The sequence below is a fragment of the Cyclobacteriaceae bacterium genome (assembly GCA_025808415.1).
In the GTDB taxonomy this organism is placed as follows: Bacteria; Bacteroidota; Bacteroidia; order Cytophagales; family Cyclobacteriaceae; genus UBA2336.
In genome coordinates, this window is the sequence record CP075525.1 from 1463400 (window position 1) to 1485797 (window position 22398).

Here is a 22398-nt window from a genome sequence, read left to right on the forward strand (position 1 = left end):
TTAGAATCGTTATAAATTATACTTTTTGGGGCATTTTCATCGACAAACAAAGTAAATATTTGCACTTGCATTTTAATTGAACCCATGGGCAGGCTACTTGGTTTAATGTTTTTTTTATTACCAGCTTTTTTAGCGGCACAGGTTAAGCTTACCCTTATTGATAAGGCCAGCGGACAGGTTGTTGAAGGTGCAGTTATATATGCGCAGGGCCAGAACGGGCAAATTGTTGCCCAAGCCGTGACAAATGAAGCAGGCCTAACCTCCATTTCTATTAAGGATTTCCCGGTTCAGCTATTGACATCTCACCTGGGGTACGAGCCGCTGCGCACAACTATAGGGGTGGCTGGTGAATACGCATTGGCGCTGGACCCAGCCCAAAAACAACTTGATGAAGTAGTGGTGACCGGTCAATTTGAACCGCAATCGGCCAGGCAATCGGTGTACCGGGTACGAACCATTTCCATGGAGCGTATTCAGGCCGCGGGTGCAACCCGTTTACAAGATGTACTGAACACCGAATTGAATATTCGCTTTTCCCAGGATCTCTCCTTGGGCGGATCAAACTTGTCTTTACAGGGCCTGAGCGGACAAAATGTTAAGGTACTCATGGATGGGGTACCCATGATCGGACGGCAAGGCACCGGCAATGAAATTAACATTAACCAGGTTAATGTAAACTCGATAGAACGAATTGAGATCGTAGAAGGCCCCATGGCCGTTATTTACGGTGCTGATGCTTTGGCTGGTGTTATTAATATCATTACCAAAAAACCTGAATCGGGGCGATGGAGTGGATCGGCTAAGTTGCATGAGGAGACCGTTGGAACTGAGTATGGCCTGAAGCAAGGTATCCACAACCAAAGCGTTTCGTTGGGCTACAGCAAACATTCATTTTACACGCTAACTGATTTTACGCACAACTATTTTGGTGGGTGGCAAGGTAGTGCAGAGGATCGCGATAAGGAATGGCACCCCAAAACCCAATGGCTGGCCAGTAGTTTGGCCGGCTTCAAAACGGATAACCTTGATGTTTACTACCGGCTGGATTACCTGAATGAAAATATCTACAACCCCGGGCTTTTCAGCGGCATTGAAGCGATCGATCAACGCTACATTACCAACCGTTTCATGCACCAGGTGCAGGGCACATATTTATTTTCTGATAGACTAAAATACAATGGTGCGCTTTCATACACAGATTACAGCCGGCAGATCCAAACCGTTACAGTAAATAAAAACACAGGTGATGTACGGCTGGCGCTTGATCCTTCGCTTCAGGATTTAACACAATTTGATGGCCTGACCTTTCGGGGAACTTTCCTGTACAAAGTTTCAGAACAATTATCCGTGCAACCCGGTTACGATTTCAATGTTGAATCCGGCAGTGGTGGACGATTAGCTGAGGGTATATCTTCAATAGGCGACTATGCTTTCTTTGTGTCGTCCGAAATCAAGCCTAACCACTGGCTGAGTTTTCGTCCGGGTGTGCGCATGGTAAAAAATACCGCTTATGATGCCCCACCGTTCATCCCATCGGTAAATGCAAAATTTCAACTAACCGTTAAGCATGACTTGCGCCTGTCTTATGGAAGGGGATTCCGCGCACCTTCACTCCGCGAATTGTATTTCTATTTCTTTGATGCCAGCCACTCCATTGAAGGAAACCCTGATTTAAAAGCTGAGTTGTCGCACAGTTTCAATGCATCGTGGAATGCCAAATGGTTTACGAGCAGTGATGTGAAATTTAACACAGCCCTAACCGGTTTTTATAATACGGTTGACAACATGATAGGTTTTGGTGTGAAGCCCGGCAATGCCAACATCACAACCTACCTGAACATCGAGAAATTTAAGACTACAGGTTTCACCTGGACAAATACATTCATGTATAAGCAGTTTGAACTAGGTGCAGGCATTGGCTATACGGGCAGGTACAATCAACTTATTGAAACCGGTGAAGTGCCAGATGAATTTTTATGGTCGCCCGAAATTAACGGATCGGCATCGTATGCCATTCCTGCTATTGGTGCTTCTGTGTCCCTTTTCTACAAATACACCGGGCGCACACCTTTCCTGGCGACTGATGTTACCGGATTAATTGAGCTTAATGAAACGGAAGGCTTTCATTGGGCTGATCTCAGTATAAAAAAATCCCTCAATAAGAAATTCAACCTGTCAGCAGGTGTACGAAATCTCTTTGATGTAACCCGCATCAACAATATGGCTGCCAATGGTGGGCCGGTGCATGGTGGTGGATTAACCCGCCCTGTAGGCTATGGCCGATCGTACTTTATAAATCTTTCTTACAACTTTTAAATTTTTCTAATCTAAATCGAAAACAATAATGAACAATAAAGTAAAAAGTGCCTGGATTGTTGCGTTGAGTATAGGCCTGTTAATTTCATTTTCTTCCTGTGAAGATGACCCGCAATTACCCGATAACCTTGTTGCATTTGAATCGGCACAATTAGGATTTGCATCCGATGAAGATGCCTTAACGGTTAATATAAATTTCTCCCGGTCAGCATCACAAGCAGGATCCGTAACGGTTTCATTTGTTCCGAATGGTGTGAGCTATGGAACCGACTTTACAACCAATCCGGCTGCTGCAGCAAATACCTTATTGTTGCCTGTTTCAAACGGTGCATCGCAGGTATCGTTTAGCGTACAAAAGGCTTCCGGGATTTTGTTGGATGGTGACGAGACCATAACCTTCACCATTACCTCGGTTAGTGATGGCCTGGTGTTGGGAACATCCAACCAATTGGAACTCAGTTTCACAGAAATTCTGGCACAACAAGCCCTTATGGACATTAATGGCGGTGGCCCAACCTATCCGAACAAAGTGTTTATTGATTTAAGCGCTAACCGTCAAACCGCAGTTGAACGTGCCACGTGGGACCTTGGATTTTTTATGGGCGATGATTTCAGGGTGATATTAAATTCTTCCGTTACCATGATGGCGCGCGCCATTGACAAAACCGATTTAACTTCCGTTACCGCTGCCGATACGCTTGGCTTTGCCAGTGTAATGATTGTAGGGGCCAATGCCACCAATGCTGCCATGGCCTGGATCGATGACCCTACGGGCGATCTGACTAAGACCGCTTTAGCCCCGGTGTCGGCTACAGCTTCTGAAAACAAGGTGTACATCATTAACCGTGGGGCAGCCAATCCACCCAGCGATCCTTCTGAACCAATACCATCACGCGGCTGGAAGAAGGTTCGTGTGTTGCGCAATGGCAATGGCTACACCATCCAACATGCTGATATCTCTTCTGCAACATTTCAGGAAATACAGGTTGCCAAAGACGATCAATTCAACTTCAGGTACATCAGTTTTCAAAACGGGTTGGTTACGGTTGAGCCACGAAAGGACCGTTGGGATATTGCATGGACAGGTTTTACAAACTCAACCAATTTAGGAGGTGGGTTTATTCCATATTATTTCCAGGATATCGTGCTTCAAAGCAGGAATGGTGTAGAAACGGCAGAGCAGTTAACTTCTGCTGCCGGAAGTTACGAAGCTTTTGGTGAGACAAACCTGGCAGGCGTTACCTGGCTAACCAGTCAAATCGGTATTGGGGCCAAGTGGCGCTCGGGTGGCGGACCCGGTACTGCGCCTGCCGTTCGGTCGGATAGATTTTACCTGGTTAAGGATGTTGATGGGAACATTTACAAACTTCGCTTTACGGCATTAACACAGGATGGCCAGCGTGGAAGGCCGCAAATTGAGTTTGCATTGGTTAAAAAGGGAACTTAGAATGTAAAAACCTCCAAGGTTTTGAAAACCTTGGAGGTTTTTACTCTTAATTCCTCGCAACGTTCCACTTTACTACCTGCTCAAGTTTATTAGGGTGAAGTACATGGATTTTCCCACCTTCAATGGAAATGATTCCTTCTTCACGAAAATCAGAAAGAACTCGAATAACAGATTCGGAAGCGGTACCTACCATTTTGGCCAGATCATCACGCGATATGGAGACCAAATCCTGTTCCTTAAGGTTGTGAATTTTTAACAAAGCCTCTGCTGTACGTTGGCGTACGGAGTTGTATGCCAGGTTTAGTAATTGTGCTTCCTTCTCTGCTATTTTTTTACAGAGCAGGGTAACAAATGCCCCTGATATTTCAGGGTGGCTATGCAATAGGGTGAGAAAGTCGTGGCGGGGTATTACGGTAAGTTCGCTGTCTTCCAACGCAACAGCCGATTCGCCATAGTTGCTGTTTTCCAATATGCCTTCATATCCGAAAAAGTCACCTTCTTTGTACAGGCTTATAATCAGTTCTTTTCCATCGGCATTCGTGCGAAAGCATTTTACGTTTCCGGATTTAACAAAGAAAAACGCATTGGGCATTTCACCTTCCATGTAAATGCCGGCTTTCTTTTTATAGGTTTTCACTTTCCTGTCTTTGCATAGGTCGGTGAGGTTTAAGATCTTTTGTGCATCGGCAATAAACTGATCGAGACCGGTAGCATCTGAAGCGTATTGTTTCCGCAGTATGCTTATTTTATTCAGCCGGGCTTCTACTGCGTTGAGCAAGTCGGTATCGTCAAACGGCTTGGTCAGGTAATCATCTGCGCCCAGCGTCATGCCTTTGCGGATATCGCTCTTTTCTGTTTTAGCCGTAAGGAATATAAAAGGTATACTGGCCGTTTCTGGTTTTTTGCTTAGGATATGCAAAACGCCATAACCGTCAAGCTCGGGCATCATAATGTCGCAGATAATCAGGTCTGGTCGTTCTTTGTTGGCCAGTTCAACGCCAAGTTTTCCGTTTTCTGCCGTTCGAACATCATAACTGGCCAGCGTTAAGATTTCGGCCGTATTTTCCCGAACATCAGGATTGTCTTCAATCAATAGGATTTTCTTCATATCAATGGTATTGTTATCGTAAAGGTACTGCCTTTCCCTTCAACACTGGTAAAATCAATCGTTCCTTTCAGTAAATCTACATAGCGTTTTACAATGTTCAAGCCCAGCCCAGTGCCTTGTATATTGGTAACATTGCTGGCCCTGAAAAAGCGCTCGAAAAGGTGCTTTACTTCCGATTCGGGTATGCCTATACCTTCATCCCTGATGGTAATGGCCAGTTTTTTTTCAATGCTTCGGCAATCAATATGAATAGTTTTACCGGGCGCTGAGTATTTACTGGCGTTAGAGAGCAGGTTAAACAAAATGTTGCGCATTACCCGTTTGTCGAGCGGTATTTCTTTTTGCTCCAGTTCACAGGTTAACGCTATCCGTTGGCCTTCTTTGAGTAAAGGCTTGATCTCCTCGTTCACTTCTTCAAAAAAATCGCGTACACATACCAGTTCCTTTTCAACTTCTATGCGGCCTTCTTCCAGTTTTCCAAGCGAAAGAAAATCGTTTAGGATAGACGTTAGGTGATTAACCGATGATTTGATGCGGTGAATATGTTTGTCAATTTTATCCAGGTCGCCTTTTTCTTTGTACTGCTGCACCAACGAAGCCGAACTTAACACCGTGCTCAACGGGGTGCGAAACTCGTGTGACGCTATGGAAACGAATTTGGTTTTAAGTTCATTAAGTTCACGCTCCTTGTCCAGCGCTTTTTTTGTTTCTTCTTCGGCTTTTTTCCGTTCAGCAATTTGCTCCTGTAGGAATTGGTTGGCCTTTTCCAGGTCTTCTACTAATTTATTCAGGGCATCGGTACGGGTTTGTACTTTTTTTTCCAGTTCAGCAGCATATACCAGCAATTGCTCTTCACTGTGCTTAAGGGCCTCCTCAACTTTTTTTCGTTCCGTGATATCAATAATAAAGGCCACCACCACAAACAAGTTGTTGATCTCCTTATAACTCAGGCTCACCTCAACCGGAAACTCGTGCCCGTCTTTTCGTATGGCCATCAAATCGCGCCCGATGCCCATGCGCCTGGGCGATGGGTTTTTCCGAAACTGTTCGCGAAGGCTTACGTGTTTGGATTGAAAACGAGGGGGGAGGAGTATTTCCAGTTTTTTTCCGGTCAGCTCCCCGCTTTTATAACCGAACATGCGTTCCGATACCGGGTTGGCGAGTTGGATATGCCCCAGTTCATCAACCATCAATATTCCTTCGGCTGATCCCTGGAAAATTTCCCTAAAGGTTTCTGAAGAATTAAAGGCTATTTCAAAAGTTTTTTGCATGATTTTCAGGTCACCAAGATAGCAATCCATACAAGCATGACAAAAATCAGCCTGTTTATTGATGCAAGTCCTCATTGCCCGGAAAAAATCCTTCTACGTTCGTATTCAGGAAAATCTTTGGGTACCCGTATATGAAGGTGATTTTATGCGCATTGGACTTTTCGGAAGTAACGGAAAACGTAATCCGGGAGGCATTTAAGTTGGCAGCAAAAAAAAGAGCAAGCCTTATTTTTCTGTATGCTTACCGACTGTTGCAGCGCAAGGGCGAAAGTTTATCGGCCTATCGAAATGGGGTAGAAGCCAAAGCAAAGGAGGATTTTGAAAAACTTATAAAAACAATAGGTTATACTATGGATGTTCCTTTTGCTTTTATTACCGAAATCGGTTTCCTGTCCGACAGGATTGAATCGTATATGGGGAAGAATAATGTAGCGGCAATTGTACTGTGCGAGAAGCTTGCCGAAACGCTGAATGAGCAAAAGGATGTTTCGCTTGAGGATTTTATCCATGGACTGAAAATACCGGTTGTTATCATCCCGGAAGTACATGAAGTTGGCTGATTGCTGCAAGGGTATAAAAAACTTTGCACAATTACTTGAGCAGCGGTCTTTGTTTGTGCAATAAAAATTCTAATTTTAATCACCGCAAAACCCAAATGTTTATGAAAAAAATTCTTGTCCCTACGGACTTTTCAAAAGAAGCCCAGACAGCCGCTGAGGTAGCCAGTGGCATTGCAAAAAAATCAGGTGCTTCCCTTATACTGCTGCATGTTATCGAAGAAGGATCAAGTGAATCGTTTAAAGTAACCGGTGAGGTTTTTAAAGGCGATATGGAAGATAAGCTCTACATGCTCAAGCTTATTGAACGCTCGAAAAAACAAATGGCCAAGTTAGCCGAAAGTTCTGTCTTTGCAGGGGTAAAAGTAATCCAGGAGCTACGCGTAGGCTCCCCTTACCATGGCATGCGCACCATTATTACAGAGCAGAAGGTAGACCTGGTGGTTATGGGAACAGCCGGAAAAACCAACCTGGCAGAAATGATTATTGGCTCGAATACCGAAAAAGTGGTGCGCCATTCGCATTGCCCCGTACTGACCATCCAAAAGAAACCTACCCGTGCCGACTTTAAGAACATTGTTTATGCTACCTCCATGAGCAAGGATGAAGAGGTATTCTCACGCATCGTAAAACGGGCACAGGAAATGTACGATGCCACCATACATCTTGTTCGTGTGAATACACCCGGAAATTTTCAACGCGATGCTGTGGTGAAAAAGTACATGAACGAGTTTGCGAAGAAACTCCAACTGAAAAATTATACGGTCAATGTTTTTAACGACATAACCGAAGAGGAAGGTATCATTTACTTTGCGGAAAGCATTAATGCAGATATGATTGCCATGGCCACCCACGGCCGCACGGGGTTTGCGCATGTGCTGGCCGGCAGCATTGCCGAAGATGTGGTGAACCACAGCAAGCGCCCCGTGCTTACGTTTGTGGTTAAGCACAGAAAGTAACACTAAAAATTTAACAGTAATGGAGATGCGTAACCCCCGTACGGGGGTTACGCATTTTTATATTGACGCTCGCCAAAAATGGCCGTACCAATCCTGATCATAGTGCTGCCTTCTTCCAGGGCTATGGGATAGTCGCCACTCATGCCCATGGAGAGCTCAACCAGTTGCACAGTTGGTGGTAAGGATTTGGTTTTTAGTTCATCAAAAAAAAGTTTTAGCGACCTGAATTCTTTTCGTATCTGTTCTGTGTTATCCGTAAACGTAGCCATGCCCATTAGCCCTGTAATTTTTATGTTGGCCAGGGTTGTAAATTCAGGATCATTTAGCAAGCTCAGTAACTCATCACGGGAAAAGCCGAATTTCGTATCTTCTTCAGCAATGTGAAGCTGTAAAAGGCATGGAATAACACGGCCAACTTTTTGTGCCTGCTTGTTAATCTCTACCAGTAGTTTCAGGCTGTCGATTGAATGAATTAGGTGAACGAACGGTGCTATGTACTTAACTTTGTTGGTTTGCAAGTGGCCGATCATATGCCACTGGATGTCTTTCGGCAAGACATCATATTTCTGCTTCATCTCCTGGGCTTTGTTCTCCCCAAATACCCGCTGCCCGGCATCGTAGGCCTCTTGTATGCTGGTAACGGGTTGTGTTTTGCTTACCGCAATAAGTGTAACGTTTTCAGGTAAGTTCTGCCTGCATTTCGCTATGTTATTTTTGATGTTCATTCTGTATTTTTGACGGCTTCACAGGCAAATTTAACCCTAACCATCAATAAACATGGCGATACTTGGCACCTTGCTCAAAAAAGGAATCCGCTTACGCGAAATGATGGAGCAGGAGTATACCTCACCTTTTGATTTGCAAAAAAGGGAGTTGAAGGAACTGCTCATGGCAGCTAACCAGACCGAGTTTGGTAAGTACTATGACTTTGCCAAAATCCTGAATGAGTTTAGGAAAGGGAACAAAAGTTTTTACGAAGTATACCGCAATACTGTACCCATACACACCTATAACAAAATTTATAATGAATGGTGGGGCCAATCGCTGAAGGGTATGAAAAACATTTGCTGGCCGGGCAGGGTAAAATATTTTGCCCTCAGTTCCGGAACATCCGAGGCATCTTCCAAGCACATACCGGTAACCAAGGATATGACCAAGGCCATACAGCGCACCAGTATCCGTCAAATCTTATCGCTTTCGAAATACGACCTGCCCTCCGATTTTTTTACTTCAGGTATATTAATGCTGGGCGGCAGCACTCACCTGAATAAAATCGGAAATTATTTTGAAGGCGACTTAAGCGGAATACAGGCGGCCAAGCTTCCTTTCTGGTTTCAGCATTTTTATAAACCCGGTAAGCGCATTGCCAAAACCCGAAATTGGGACGCTAAGTTGCTGGAGATAACCAAAAAGGCCAAAGATTGGGACATTGGGATAATTGTTGGCGTGCCTGCCTGGCTCCAGATATTAATGGAAAAAATCCTGGATTATCATAAGGTAAAAAACATACACGAAATATGGCCTAACCTTAAAGTGTATGTGCATGGGGGCGTATCACTCGATCCGTACCGTAAAGGTTTTGAAAAGTTGATGGGCAAGCCTATATATTATATCGAAACTTACCTTGCTTCTGAAGGTTTTATTGCATACCAGGCCTATCCCAACAGACGATCGATGCGATTGGTGCTGAACAACGGTTTGTTTTATGAATTTGTGCCCTTTGAGGATAAGAACTTTGATGAAAATGGCGAAGTGAAGCCCGAAGCACAAACGCTTATGATTGATGAAGTGGAGGAGGGTAAGGAATATGCCATATTATTGTCCAGTTGTGCGGGCGCCTGGCGTTACCTGATTGGCGATGTAATAAAATTTGTTTCGCTGGATGAGTCAGAGATTGTGATTACCGGCCGTACGAAACATTTCCTGAGCCTGTGCGGTGAGCACCTTTCGGTAGACAACATGAACAAGGCCATTGAACTGGCTTCGAACGATTTGAACATTGAAGTCCCTGAATTTGCCGTAGCGGGCATCCCCCACGGTACCCTGTTTGCACACCATTGGTTTGTGGGCACAGATGATGCCGTTGACGGAAATATTTTGCGCGAAAAAATTGACAGTCATTTAAAAATATTAAATGATGATTATGCCGTTGAACGAAGTGCGGCGCTGAAAGATGTTTACGTTGACGTGTTACCGGTGCACATATTTTATGATTGGATGAAATCAAAAGGTAAAGTTGGCGGGCAGAATAAGTTTCCGCGCGTTATGAAAAACAACCAGTTGGAAGACTGGCGGGCATTCATCGAAAACCATGTAAATGGAAATCGTTCTTAAGGGTATTGCTTCCGGGCTTGTGCTGGCATTGCTTGTAGGCCCTGTGTTTTTCACCATTCTTCAAACCAGTATTGAACGCGGTTTCTGGAGTGGTGCTTGGGTTGCCGCGGGCGTTTCACTTAGCGATGCCACCTATATATTTTTCGCCTACCTTGGCCTTTCACAGGCTTTTAGTAACCATCAATCGCAGGTTTACATGGCCTATGGTGGTGGGGTAATATTGCTTGCTTTTGGTGCGTATTACCTGTTTGTAAAAAGCCGTAGGATATTGGATTTTAAAAGTGTAAACATAAAGGCCAGGAGCCCGCTGCGGCTTGCAGCGAAGGGGTTTATCATTAATGGCCTAAGCCCGATGGTGCTTATTTTCTGGATCGGCACCGTAAGTGTGGCCACGGGCGAATTTGGTTATACCACGCACTACCAGGCTGCGCTTTTTTTTGGTGCCATTGTAGCCACTGTTTTTGCTACCGATATGCTCAAGGCCAAGCTTGCAGATAAATTGCGCGAAGTACTTACCCCGCGGCTGGTTCGTATCATGAACATTCTCTTAGGCCTGGTAATGGTACTTTTTGGAAGCAGGCTGCTCTTATTCTCCGACTCCTTGTTTGCGACCCATTGATTGGGGTCTATTAATCCTGTAAAACATTGCTAATAAAAGTTGATTTGGTGAATAACCAGACCAACAACAGAACAATGGCCCAAGTGAGGTAAAATTGGTAGTAATCGGCTGTATTCTTAAAACGTGTTTCCTTTATTTCGGCCTTTTCATAGTGATCGATTTTATCGAACACTTGTTCCAGTGCCCGGTTGTCGCTTACGCGGAAAAATTCCCCACCACCAATGTCCGCAATTTTACGCATGGTGGTTTCATCAACCGTGTTGTCAATCATGTTCGGCCTGCCAAAAAAATCTTTTCCATAGGGCACCATGCCTTCCTTGCCGATTATGATAGTATAAATTTTTATACCAAAGGCAGCCGCCAGTTCGGCAGCGGTTATCGGATCAATGTTGCCTGCGGTGTTATCACCATCGCTAAGCAAAATACACACCTTCGATTTTGAGTTTGCCTCGCGCATACGGTTGGTAACAACACCCAACGCACTGCCTATGGCCGTACCACGATTGTCAATCATGGAAAAATCAATTTCACGGATATACGATTTTAGAAGATCATAATCGGTAGTTAAGGGGACCAGTGAAAAAGCATCACCCGAAAATACAACCAGACCAATCCTGTCCTGCATCCTACCGTCTATAAAATCTGTTGCAACATTTTTAGCAGCTTCTAAACGGTTTGGAAGAAAATCCGATATCTGCATGGACTGTGAGATGTCAATGGCAATCATGATATCAATACCTTCTGTCCATTGTTCAACTTTTTCATTTGTTTTCTGGGGGCGCGCCAGGCTGGTAAACAACAGTGTAAGCACCAGCATCATCAGCACATCGGGCAGCAACCGCACCAGGTTTATGGGTGAAGTTTTTAAGTCGCGTTGGGTTAGTGCAACCGGCAATTTTTGATTGAACTTGTAGCGCCACAACCATCGAATGAGAAATAGCACTGGCAAAGCGATTATTCCATACAGGAACTCTGGCCTTTCCCAGGTAAATGATTGCAAGGTTGACGGGTTGAACCACTCCAGCGAATACCACGCATTTGAAAAAGTTGGTTGTTTATCCATTTTTCAACGTTTCAATCAGGTGTGTAAAACGCCTTTCGGCTATTTGCTGTAAATGGGCAAGGGGTTCTGTTACGGTAGTTGAACTTCCGTAAATGGCGCGGTCAATGGCCTGCAAACTCGTACCTAATTGTTCATCCTTCTCCAGCATCAGGGTTTCGCGGGTGGTAAGTTTAGTAAACGGTTTTCCTTCCAACTGTTCCAGGTATTTTTTCCATAAGGATAAAGCCGCTTCGGTTTGTTCGGTAGTAAACTGTGCCTGAAGCAACATGAGTTTGTCTGAAAAAAGTCGGATAAACGTTTTATGGTTGCGGTAAAGCCGTTTTAGCCGGAAATATTTGCGTATCTTTTTTCCAAATGCGATCCACACTACCAGGGCGGTGATCAGTAAAATCCCGACACCAATAAGCAGCACGGGATAATTCAGCAGAAATGCAACGCGTTGATAAGCAGTGTTAGTCAATAAGGGAAGGTTCTCCGCGCTTATACTGTCGGGTATTGGTGTCTTCACCATGGCGGCCAGCAACACACTGTCGGGCTGGGACACATAACGTGTACAATCTTTTTCAGCTACAACAAATACCGGTAAGCTAAGGTATTGTACGGCATTCACATCAAAAGTTGCGAGTTGATACACTACACTATCATAACTAATGCCCAGGTGCGATTGTGTGGGCATGTAATTTTTTTTCAAAAATTCAAAAGGAGAGAATGTAAAGGTTGAGTCGGGGAAAAGGATAGTTAAATGGGTAGGGTATTGTGCAGTCAGGTAATAGGTTATAGGGTCGCCTATGCGCACGCTATCCTGAATGAAACCGCCATTTACTTTAACCTGCGCGTTAGCCTGAAGCATGGCGAGGACAAGCAAAAACTGCAAACCTGTTTTGTAAATTCCCTTTCGCCTCATGGTTCTGCTTCTTCCTAAGTTGTTTTTACAGTCCTGTTCCTGACTTTAAACAAACGAAGCAATTTCGGAACATAATCCTCGTCTGTATCCAACGAAATAAAATTAATCTGGTGCTTTTTACAGAACAGGGTGAGTTGAGTTTTCCTGTCCTCCAGGCGGTCGCTGATTTTTTTTCTGAAATCCCCGAAGGAGGTGTTGATCCACAATGTTTTTCCGCTCTCTTTATCCTCCACCGGTATAATGCCCAATTTTGGCAAACGGGTTTCCCGCTTGTCGCTAATGTGCACAATCACCAGGTCGTGCCTCCTGGCTAAAGCTTTCAGGTTATGCTGGTACGACTCATCAATAAAATCTGAAATAAGAATGATCACGCTTCTGCGTTTTATCGTGTTAAGCGCAAAAGCCATGGCCTTATTCAGGTCGGTTTTTTTTGACTTTGCTTTTAGGGTAACAATACTGTGGATGATCTGGTAAGCTTGCGAAACCCCTTTGCTGGGTTTGATATACAACTCCCGTTGATCGGAGTAGCAGATAAGCCCAACATGGCTGGATTCCTTTACTGCGGAGAGGGCCAATACCCCACAAATTTCTTTGCCAATATCGCCCTTGGTTTGGCCGCTCGAACCGATTTCCTGCGAGGCGCTTACGTCCAGTATAAAAAATACGGTTTGTTCCTTTTCCTCCCGAAAGGTTTTTACATACGTATCATGGCCTTTGGCCGATACGTTCCAGTCGATGGTGCGTATATCGTCACCATATTGATAGGGCCGTACATCGTCAAATTCCAATCCTGTACCCTTAAACACAGAATGAAAATCGCCCTGCATCTGGCTGTTAATGGCCTTGCGTATCTGTATTTCGTATTTGCGTAACTTTTTTAGGAGTTCTTTCACCGATTTACCGCTGCTGGATCAATTTTTGAGTTCCAAAAATAATTAAATGTACCTACTTTGCTCACCTCAATTAACGGGTTGGTCGATTTTGGCCATAAAGGGAAAATGCACAGGATTATCATCATTCTGATTACGTGTTCACTGGTATGCGGATGCCAACGCAACAAAACCCCGAAGGGCATTTTGACCGAACCTGAAATGGTTAGCGTGCTTATTCAAATGTACCTGGCCGAAGAAAAGCTTGCGCTGATCCCTATCGATTATGACTCCATGAACCGGTTGATACCTTATTTCCGAAACTATGTCTTTTCACAGGCAGGTGTGCAGGACTCCACCTTTCGCAAATCGATGGAGTACTATATGGCCAACCCCCGGCAGCTTGATTTTATTTATTCGGCAGTGGTGGATTCCTTAAGTTTGCGCGAGCAAGTGTTGCCCAACGAGTACAGTAAATATGCCCCACCCCAATGATGTAGAAAACAGGCTTGGCTTTGACCACATTCGTGCAAGGTTGATCAACTTTACACTGTCGGCATTGGGTAAAGCACACGTGGATGCGCTTTATTTTTTAACGGATGCCGATGCGATAAAGCACCTATTGCAACAGGTTAATGAATTCAAACAGGTTTTTGAGCGCGGGGATGCTTTCCCGTCAAATCATTACCTGGACCCTGCGGCCTTGTTCAAGCGGGCTTCGTTGGAGGGAAACTACCTGGATGAACAGGATTTTCTGCACATCGCTCACTCCTTACAAACCATCCTTGCATGCCGCGATTACCTGGTGAAAAACCGTGAACAGTACCCGGTATTGTTTCAGCTTGCCGGTCCTATTCAGGTTTCTGGTGCTTTTGTGAAGCAAATTCATGCGGTGATTGATGATGCGCGGTTGGTGAGGGATTCGGCTAGCACCGAGTTGAGCCGGATACGAAGAAGGCTTCGGGATGAGCAGGGACGATCGCGGAAATTAATCGACCAGGTTTATCGGCATGCCGTTGAGCAACAATGGGTGCCCGAAGGTGCCTTGCCCACCATTCGTGGCGGCAGGTTGGTTATACCTGTGCTGGCTGAGCACAAGCGAAAGCTGAAAGGTTTTATCCAGGACGAATCGGCTACGGGCCAAACGGTGTTTATGGAACCTGCAGAGGTACTGGAAGCCAATAATGAAATCCGCGATTTAGAACATGCTGAAAAGCGCGAGGTAATACGGATACTCATACAGCTCACAGATAACTTGCGCAAAGAAATTCCGCAACTACAGTTGGCATATCAGTTTTTAGGCTGGATTGATTTCATCAGGGCCAAGGCAAAGCTGGCCGTTGAGTTGCAGGCAGAACTTCCCGAAATAGCGCCAACACCAACCTTACGGTGGATGAACGCACGACACCCTTTGCTATTCATGAGCCTGAAAGGAAAACGTGAGCTTGTACCGTTGACTATAGATTTAACAGAGGCCGATCGGTTCTTGCTGGTATCGGGCCCAAATGCTGGTGGAAAATCGGTTTGCCTTAAAACGGTTGGCTTGTTGCAGTATATGCTTCAATGCGGACTGTTGATTCCGGTTTCACCTGACTCCAAAGCTGGAATTTTTGATGACTTGTTTATTGACATTGGCGATCAGCAGTCGATTGAGAATGACCTGAGCACGTACAGCAGCCATTTAAAAAACATGGCGCATTTTGTTCAGCATGGTCATGGTAAAACCCTGGTGCTGCTGGATGAATTAGGATCAGGAACCGATCCGAATTTTGGTGGTGCCATAGCACAGGCTATTTTGCAAGCCTTGCTGAAAAAACGTGTTTGGGGCGTGGCCACCACACATTACTACAATTTGAAATTATTTGCCGGGCAGCAACAAGGTATTCGCAACGCTGCCATGCGCTTCGATGAAAAAAACATGGTGCCGCTTTACCTGCTTGATATCGGTAAGCCAGGCAGCTCATTTGCTTTGGAGATTGCCCACAAAACCGGTTTACCTGAAGAAATACTGGAAACAGCACGCCAGCTTGCAGGAAGTGAACTGGTAGGTTTTGAAACACTGGTACGGGACCTTGAGCAGGAGCGAAACATGTTGACCGAAAAGAGCAATCAGTTGCGAAAGCAAGATATAACCTTGAAAGCCCTGCTTAAAAAATACGAGGTGCTAAGTAGCGAACTGGATGCCAAGAAGAAGGAGATTTTGAATAAAGCAAAAGAGGAGGCCAGCAGGTTACTGGCAGAAACAAACCGCGAGATTGAAAAAACCATTCGCCACATACGGGAGAACCAGGCGCAAAAGCAGGAAACCACTAAGGTGCGAAAGAACCTGGAGGTGATGGCGCAAAAAGTATCGCGGCAGGAAGTGCAAAAACCAAAGCCGCCTGTTGTACTTAAACCAGGAGACCGTGTACGCATTACCGGGCAGGATGGAAGCGGTGTAGTATTGTCTGTAAAGGGCAAACAGGCCATGGTGCAATTCGGTGAATTAAAATCAATGGTGGCCTTGAGCCAACTTGAACTTGCATCTCAATCCAAAGCTGATAAGGTTACCGAAGCCAAACTACGGTCGGTTGGGTTAAGTTTGCATGAGAAACGTGCCGTATATAGTTCCGTATTGGATGTGCGTGGTAAGCGGGTGGATGAAGTGGTTCCGTTGCTCGATCAGTTTATAGATACTTCTGTGTTACTAAGCCAGGGGGAAATAAAAATTTTACATGGCAAAGGTGAAGGTGTGCTTCGCAAAGTTATCCGTGAACAACTTAAGAAATACAAACAGGTAGCTTCGGTAGCCGATGAACATGTTGAGCGTGGAGGAGATGGAATAACGGTGGTGGTATTAAAATAGCTCTAAGTACTGGGTAATAATTGTAAAGGTGTTTTCCAAAGCAAGTTTTCTAGCCGTTAAATCATCTTTTTCCTAATTATCCGACTTGTTTTTAGCGAAATATCGGCAGTCTTTTCGATTCAATTGTATGAAATGAAAAAGGCCTCGACCGAGGCCTTTCAAAATCTTACAGAACTTTTTAATTAAAAACAAAAGTCCAGTTGCCATTAACGGCTTCTGTTCTCCCGGCTGCACCAGCATAATCACAAGAAGTACAAATCAAATCTGAAATAGTTAGTTGACCTGTGCTACTGATCGTGTAAACCATAGGGACACCATCATTTCTTACCAATGATCCACTGTCGCCTGTACCGATATTAACGAATGACCATGTTCCGCTTGCCGGCCAGGGACTGGGTGTTGGTCGTGCACCGGTAACAGAAAAGTTATAAGGGCCATTTCCATTGTTGGCGTTGGCGTTAAACGTACCTGAAAATGTCAACTTGAAGTTGGTAAAGTCACCGGTTCTATTAGCACCATCCAGGCTTACACTTACAATATTCCAGGTTTTTGAAAGCTTACCGAGTTGAACTTGCTGTGGGATAGGGGCCGGATCTTTACCACCACAATTACTCATCAAAACAACGGCACTTGCCAAAATCACGAAAGAAACCGCTCTGGCCAATATTTTCATCATCATCTTATAAATAGGTTATATGTTACGAATTTGGGGTTTACGGGGCACAAAATCAAACCTTAACGGCTGAAATGCAAATTTTACGGGAGTTTATCGGTTTAAATCGGTTGTTGTAACCCATACAACGTCAACCTGCCTTGGTTGGTACGTGTTTGTAGTCCATAACATTGATTATTTCCGCATCCCTGGGATATTCATTGGCCTGGTTTGAGGCTATAAAAACAAGTTTGTTACTGGCTTGCATTTTCAGTTGGCTTTGGTACCAATCCAATGCCTGTTTGTCGAGGTTGGTGCCCGGTTCATCCAGAAACAACACCGGGGTATCCGTATAAAATGCCAGGCCAAGTTTCAAACGTTGCTTCATGCCGGAGGAAAAGTTGGCTATAAACTTCTTATGCGCTTGTTCTAAGTACATAGCCTCCAGTACCTGTTCAGGTACATAGCCCGGTTTAATTGGTTTGGTTTTAAAGTGAAAATCTACCTGTTCCCGTAAGGTGAATTCGTCAATCAGGTCCATGTATGGTGTGGCTACCGAAACCAGTGGATAGATCTCTTCCACTTCAATAGCGGTCTGATCTTTCTTGTAGGTTAGTTTTCCTGAGCTTGGCGGCATCTGCCCCCAAAGCACTTGTAAAAGGGTTGATTTGCCCGAGCCGTTAGGTCCGGTAATGGCGTAAGTTTTTCCTTGTTGAAAGGTATAGGTAAGGTCGCGGAAAATCCATTCGTGGTTATACCGCTTACCAAGCTTTTCGGTGGAAATGGTTATGCCCATTCCGGTCAGTCGCCTAAGCCGTAGCCCTTCATAATGCCGCGCTCCGATTTGCTGATGAAATCAATGATGTAGTCGCGTTCGGCACTGGGCGGAATGGTTTCGGCAATAATATCGAGGGCTTTGGTATTGTTAATGCCCTTCATGAAAATATAGCGGTAGATTTCCTGTATTTCTGAAATCTTTTCGGAGCTAAATCCCCTCCTGCGTAAGCCAACAGAATTGATGCCGGCATATGCCAAAGGCTCGCGTGCCGCTTTGGTGTAAGGCGGAACATCTTTACGCACCAATGAGCCACCGGAAATCATAACATGGGCACCAACTTTAACAAACTGATGCAATGCACTGGCACCGCCAATAATTGCCCAGTCATCAATGGTGACGTGGCCGGCAACCTGCACGGTGTTTACTAAAATACAATTGTTGCCGATAATGCAATCGTGCGCAACGTGCACATAAGCCATCAACAGGCAGTTGCTGCCGATAACGGTTTTGAATTTATCGTGCGTACCCCGGCTAATGGTTACGAACTCGCGGATAACCGTGTTATCACCAATGAAGGTTTCGGTTTCTTCGCCTGCGAATTTCAAATCTTGTGGGATAGCAGAAATAGATGCGCCCGGATAAACTTTTACATTTTTGCCCAGCCGGGCGCCATCAAAGATGACCACGTTAGGGCCTATCCAGCACCCATCGCCAATCACAACATTTTTTCCAATGGTGGCAAAGGGTTCAATAATTACGTTCGCGCCAATTTTGGCTTCAGGGTGAACGTTGGCTAGCGGATGGTAACTCATGAGTCTTTACGGACAATGCTGGCGGTCATGGTGCCTTCACAAACAAGGGTATTGCCTACAAATGCACGACCATACATTTTTGCAATACCACGCTTAATCGGTACAACCAGGTCGCACTGGATAACCAGGGTATCACCGGGCAACACCATTTTCCTAAACCTGAAATTTTCGATGCCCAAAAAATATGTCCAGTAATTTTCCGGATCGGGCACGGTGTTCATCACCAGAATACCACCAATTTGTGCCATGGCCTCCACCTGTAATACACCCGGCATTACCGGGTTGCCCGGGAAGTGCCCCTGGAAGAAAGGTTCGTTGGCGGTAACGTTTTTTACCCCGGCTACACTCTCGTTGTCCAGGTAAATAATCTTATCAATCAATAGAAATGGGTAACGGTGCGGAAGCGTTTGCCTGATTTTGTTGATGTCCATTACCGGGGGAAGATTGGGGTTGTATTTTGGTCTTCCTTTTTTGTCGGCTTCGGCCATTGCCTTTTTCAGTTTTTTGGCAAAGGCCACATTGGCCGCATGGCCGGGGCGGGCTGCCAGCACTTGTGCTTTCAATGGCCTTCCGGCAAGGGCTAAGTCCCCAACAATGTCCAGCAGTTTGTGTCGGGCAGGTTCGTTTTTGTACCGAAGCTCAATATTGTTTAGGATGCCTTCGTGTTTCACGGAAACCTTAGGTTTACCAAGCATTTTGGCAATGTTGGACAACTCATCTTCTTTCACTACGCGATCAACAATAACAATAGCGTTGTTCAAATCACCACCCCGGATAAGGTTGTTCTTGTAGAGCATCTCCAGTTCATGCAAAAAACAGAAGGTGCGGCATGACGCTATTTCTTTTTCAAACTGGCGGATGTCGGTAATGGAAGCATGCTGGCTGCCCAGTACCGGTGAGTTGTAATCGATCATTACCGTAACACGGTAGTCATCGAGGGGAAGGGCTGCAATTTCAACGTTGCGTGCAGTCTCGCGGTAGAATAAGGGTTCCTGCACTTCGAAAAAATCGCGCAACGCATTTTGTTCTTCTGCGCCTGCTGTCTTTAAGGTTTCAACAAACTGGATGGAACTGCCATCCATAATGGGGCACTCGGGGCCATCGATCTGGATAAGCACGTTATCGAGTTCTAAGCCTACCAGGGCAGCGAGCGTATGCTCAATGGTGCTTACACGGGCACCACTTTGTTCGATGGTAGTTCCCCTGGAAACGTCTACTACATTGTCACAGTCGGCATCGATAACCGGTGAACCGGGCAAATCAATACGTTGGAATTTTATTCCATGGTTGGGTTTGGCCGGTAAAAAAGTAACATTGGTTTTGGCACCGGTATGGAGCCCCACGCCCGAAAGCGACACTGATTTCTCAATGGTTTGTTGTTTAATATTCTGCATGCTTTGCGTAAAAGATGGCAAATTTAACCCTGAAATGGGGGATAATCCAAACCGCTTAAAATGGGCGCCTGATTGGGGCTAATTGCAGTTATTTGGGCTAACCCTTTACAGGTTTGCCTGATTTTGGCCAACAGGGGTCTCTTGTTGAAACTGCTGGACCATTTTCTCCAATTGCCTGAGGCGGTCGTTCAGGTCGGGAAGTTGTTTAAACACCGCATACGACCGGAAATAATCTTTTACGTCAAACACAGGGTACCCGATCAGTTTTTGCCCCTCCTCTTTGATCGATTTGGAGATGCCGCCCTGTGCGCCAATGCTGGTGTTGTTGGCAATAACCAGGTGCCCGGCAATGCCCACCTGCCCGGCTATAACGCAATGCTCGCCTAACTTAGTGGAGCCGGAAATTCCTGTCTGGGCTGCGATAACTGTGTTCTTGCCTACCTCAACATTATGGGCAATCTGGATAAGGTTATCCAGCTTTACGCCCTTGCGGATGATTGTTGAATCGCCATACATGGTGGCGCAATCAATTACCGTGTTGGCGCCAATAACCACATCGTCTTCAATAACCACGTTGCCCATTTGAGGAATCGATTTATACGTCCCATCACTCTGCGGGGCAAAGCCAAAACCATCGCTGCCGATTACTGTACCGGCATGGATGACACAGTTGCTACCGATTTTCGTATCGGCATACAGTTTTACATTTGGGTGGAGTATGACATTGTCGCCAATTATAACATTGTCGCCCACAAAAACATGCGGGTAAATCTTCACATTATCACCAACCTTAACATTGTTGCCGATGTACGAGAAGGCACCGCGGTAGCTATTTTTCCCAACTACACTTTTGCTTCCGATAAAACTGGGTTCTTCAATACCGGTTTTCTGAAAGCTCATCATCTTATGGTATTCTTCCAGTAAAAGTGTAAAGCTGTTATAGGGATCGGCAACTAAAATAAGTGTTGACTTGATCTCCTTACGGGGAACAAACTCTTTGCTAACAATAACAGCCGATGCTTGTGTGGTATAGATGTACTGTTCGTACTTGGGGTTTGACAAGAAGGCGATCTGGCCCGGCCTGGCGTCCTGGATTTTGGCCAACATATTTATTTTACCCTGGCCATCGCCCTTTACCTCGCCACCCAACAAGGCGGCTATCTGGCTAATCGTAAATTCCATGGATTGATCGGGTCAGGTGTCAATGGTCATTTAAAATTCCGGACGTTTACAAATATACATTTTTAGGCCAGCAGAGGTAGTTTTTTTTAACGATTTTGCTAATGGCCTTTATGCTTGGGAGGTCCGATGCCTGCGCGATGTCCAACACTTCGCCTGTTTTCATCAGTATGTTTATTTTCTGGCCCTCCGTATAGGCTTCATTGGTCACTACCCCGTGCGAGAACAGGTAATGGGATTCAATCCGTAGGGTGCCGTATGCTTTGGCAATACCTGCCCTTACTTTTTCAACCTGTGTTTTTTTAATTGGTTCGTTGCTCAGCATTACCTGGAATAACCTGCGCTCATACAGCATAGCCGATAAGGTGGCCAGTAAAAAATCCGCATGGTTCAACCAAAACTTTACAGCACCCCAGATATCCTGATCGTCCAGCCGTCCGAATAACTTAAGGGTGTCCGGGTTGTCCCTGAAATCACTAAGCGCGATGTTATGCCTGAGAAAAAAGGCGAGGGCTTCACTGGCCGGAACATTTTCCCCAGCCTTTACCAGGTGCTGGGCGCGCCTGATCAGGTTAACCACCATGCGTTCGGCACTTACGGTTGTTTTATGCAGGTACACCTGCCAGTACATGAGCCTTCGGGCATTCAAAAAATTTTCAATGCTGTAAATGCCTTTTTCCTCCACCACCAGTTGGTTGTTATGCACGGTAAGCATGGCCACAATACGGTCAACACCAATAGTACCTTCAGGCACGCCACTAAAAAAACAATCGCGAAGAAGATAATCCAGGCGGTCGATATCCAACTGGCTGGCGATAAGTTGATGGAAGAATTTGCGGTTGTAACTATTTTGAAAAATTTTCAAGGCAAGGGTTAGCGCGCCATTAAATTCATTGTTGAGCGCTTGCATAAACAGGTAAGAAATACTTTCATGCTTAATTCCCGTCAACAACGAATCTTCGAGTGCATGTGAAAAAGGTCCATGCCCGATGTCGTGCAACAACACGGCAATTAGCGAGGCTTCATACTCATCTTCACTAATCTGTACACCTTTTGCACGTAGGCTGTCCAACACCGTTCCCATCAGGTGCATGGCGCCCAACGCATGTTGAAATCGGGTATGCTGGGCCGATGGATAAACGAAGTCGGTAAGGCCCAATTGCTTGATGTGGCGCAACCGCTGAAACCAGGGGTGTTGGATAATATCGAAAATTAATTCACCCGGGATTTTGATAAATCCGTATACCGGATCGTTGATTATTTTCTTTTTGTTCAAGAGAGCGTTTGATAT

Annotated in this window: 20 protein-coding genes; 8 read left to right on the top strand and 12 right to left on the bottom strand. The window is 45.2% G+C overall.

Features of this window, described 5'->3' with window-relative positions; translation table 11 throughout:
- Positions 1–84: 84 nt before the first annotated feature.
- A complete protein-coding gene (locus KIT51_06925) occupies positions 85–2316 on the top strand; it encodes a TonB-dependent receptor (protein ID UYN87979.1) in 2232 nt (743 codons plus the stop codon).
- Positions 2317–2344: 28 nt separating this feature from the next.
- Entirely contained in the window at positions 2345–3763 is a 1419-nt protein-coding gene (locus KIT51_06930) for an HmuY family protein (GenBank protein UYN87980.1), read from the top strand.
- A 46-nt stretch (positions 3764–3809) separates the two neighbouring features.
- Here KIT51_06930 and KIT51_06935 read toward each other — a convergent pair whose 3' ends face one another.
- Positions 3810–4871, bottom strand: a complete 1062-nt coding sequence (locus KIT51_06935; protein UYN87981.1) for a response regulator — start codon at positions 4869–4871, stop codon at positions 3810–3812.
- The gene (locus KIT51_06940; protein UYN87982.1) at positions 4868–6142 is read right to left on the bottom strand and encodes a PAS domain-containing sensor histidine kinase; all 1275 of its coding nucleotides are present in this window, start codon (positions 6140–6142) and stop codon (positions 4868–4870) included. Before KIT51_06940 ends, KIT51_06935 begins: the two co-directional genes overlap by 4 nt.
- Positions 6143–6273: 131 nt before the next feature.
- Between KIT51_06940 and KIT51_06945 the strand changes: the two genes are divergently transcribed.
- Both KIT51_06945 and KIT51_06950 read left to right on the top strand, forming a co-directional pair.
- Entirely contained in the window at positions 6274–6702 is a 429-nt protein-coding gene (locus tag KIT51_06945; protein UYN87983.1) for a universal stress protein, read from the top strand.
- Positions 6703–6803: 101 nt separating this feature from the next.
- The gene (locus KIT51_06950; GenBank protein ID UYN87984.1) at positions 6804–7658 is read left to right on the top strand and encodes a universal stress protein; all 855 of its coding nucleotides are present in this window, start codon (positions 6804–6806) and stop codon (positions 7656–7658) included.
- Between the two features lie 47 nt (positions 7659–7705).
- On the opposite strand, the gene KIT51_06955 is transcribed toward KIT51_06950, so the two are convergent.
- Positions 7706–8383, bottom strand: a complete 678-nt coding sequence (locus KIT51_06955; GenBank protein UYN87985.1) for a YggS family pyridoxal phosphate-dependent enzyme — start codon at positions 8381–8383, stop codon at positions 7706–7708.
- Positions 8384–8435: 52 nt separating this feature from the next.
- Here KIT51_06955 and KIT51_06960 point away from each other — a divergent pair, with 52 nt between their 5' ends.
- Positions 8436–9992, top strand: coding sequence for a GH3 auxin-responsive promoter family protein (locus KIT51_06960; protein ID UYN87986.1), 1557 nt, complete (start codon positions 8436–8438; stop codon positions 9990–9992).
- Complete coding sequence (locus tag KIT51_06965) at positions 9976–10611, top strand: LysE family transporter (protein ID UYN87987.1); 636 nt, start codon at positions 9976–9978, stop codon at positions 10609–10611. The genes KIT51_06960 and KIT51_06965 overlap by 17 nt, the downstream gene beginning before the upstream one ends.
- Before the next feature lie 10 nt (positions 10612–10621).
- On the opposite strand, the gene KIT51_06970 is transcribed toward KIT51_06965, so the two are convergent.
- The 3 genes from KIT51_06970 to KIT51_06980 are packed head-to-tail and all read right to left on the bottom strand — an operon-like array spanning position 10622 to position 13471.
- Positions 10622–11674: a VWA domain-containing protein gene (locus KIT51_06970; protein ID UYN87988.1), complete on the bottom strand. Its 1053-nt coding sequence runs from the start codon at positions 11672–11674 to the stop codon at positions 10622–10624.
- Positions 11667–12578: a hypothetical protein gene (locus tag KIT51_06975; GenBank protein ID UYN87989.1), complete on the bottom strand. Its 912-nt coding sequence runs from the start codon at positions 12576–12578 to the stop codon at positions 11667–11669. Before KIT51_06975 ends, KIT51_06970 begins: the two co-directional genes overlap by 8 nt.
- A gap of 14 nt (positions 12579–12592) precedes the next feature.
- On the bottom strand, positions 12593–13471 hold the full coding sequence (locus KIT51_06980; protein UYN87990.1) for a DUF58 domain-containing protein: 879 nt from the start codon (positions 13469–13471) through the stop codon (positions 12593–12595).
- A gap of 57 nt (positions 13472–13528) precedes the next feature.
- On the opposite strand from KIT51_06980, the gene KIT51_06985 reads away from it, so the two are divergent.
- Both KIT51_06985 and KIT51_06990 read left to right on the top strand, forming a co-directional pair.
- Positions 13529–13942 (top strand): DUF4296 domain-containing protein, encoded by a 414-nt coding sequence (locus KIT51_06985; GenBank protein ID UYN87991.1) that lies wholly within the window; start codon positions 13529–13531, stop codon positions 13940–13942.
- Positions 13926–16292 carry a Smr/MutS family protein gene (locus tag KIT51_06990; protein ID UYN87992.1) on the top strand — a complete coding sequence of 789 codons (2367 nt, stop codon included), beginning with the start codon at positions 13926–13928 and terminating at the stop codon, positions 16290–16292. The genes KIT51_06985 and KIT51_06990 overlap by 17 nt, the downstream gene beginning before the upstream one ends.
- 178 nt (positions 16293–16470) lie before the next feature.
- Here the strand turns inward: KIT51_06990 and KIT51_06995 are convergent, their stop codons facing one another.
- The 6 genes from KIT51_06995 to KIT51_07020 form a co-directional block, all read right to left on the bottom strand.
- Positions 16471–16971 carry a hypothetical protein gene (locus KIT51_06995; GenBank protein UYN87993.1) on the bottom strand — a complete coding sequence of 167 codons (501 nt, stop codon included), beginning with the start codon at positions 16969–16971 and terminating at the stop codon, positions 16471–16473.
- Positions 16972–17095: 124 nt separating this feature from the next.
- On the bottom strand, positions 17096–17734 hold the full coding sequence (locus tag KIT51_07000; protein UYN88519.1) for an ATP-binding cassette domain-containing protein: 639 nt from the start codon (positions 17732–17734) through the stop codon (positions 17096–17098).
- An 11-nt stretch (positions 17735–17745) separates the two neighbouring features.
- Positions 17746–18534, bottom strand: coding sequence for an acyl-ACP--UDP-N-acetylglucosamine O-acyltransferase (gene lpxA, locus KIT51_07005; GenBank protein ID UYN87994.1), 789 nt, complete (start codon positions 18532–18534; stop codon positions 17746–17748).
- The gene (locus tag KIT51_07010; protein UYN87995.1) at positions 18531–19928 is read right to left on the bottom strand and encodes a bifunctional UDP-3-O-[3-hydroxymyristoyl] N-acetylglucosamine deacetylase/3-hydroxyacyl-ACP dehydratase; all 1398 of its coding nucleotides are present in this window, start codon (positions 19926–19928) and stop codon (positions 18531–18533) included. The genes lpxA and KIT51_07010 overlap by 4 nt, the downstream gene beginning before the upstream one ends.
- A gap of 105 nt (positions 19929–20033) precedes the next feature.
- Complete coding sequence (lpxD, locus tag KIT51_07015; protein UYN87996.1) at positions 20034–21110, bottom strand: UDP-3-O-(3-hydroxymyristoyl)glucosamine N-acyltransferase; 1077 nt, start codon at positions 21108–21110, stop codon at positions 20034–20036.
- Between the two features lie 46 nt (positions 21111–21156).
- Entirely contained in the window at positions 21157–22383 is a 1227-nt protein-coding gene (locus KIT51_07020) for an HD domain-containing protein (GenBank protein UYN87997.1), read from the bottom strand.
- Positions 22384–22398: the final 15 nt, after the last annotated feature.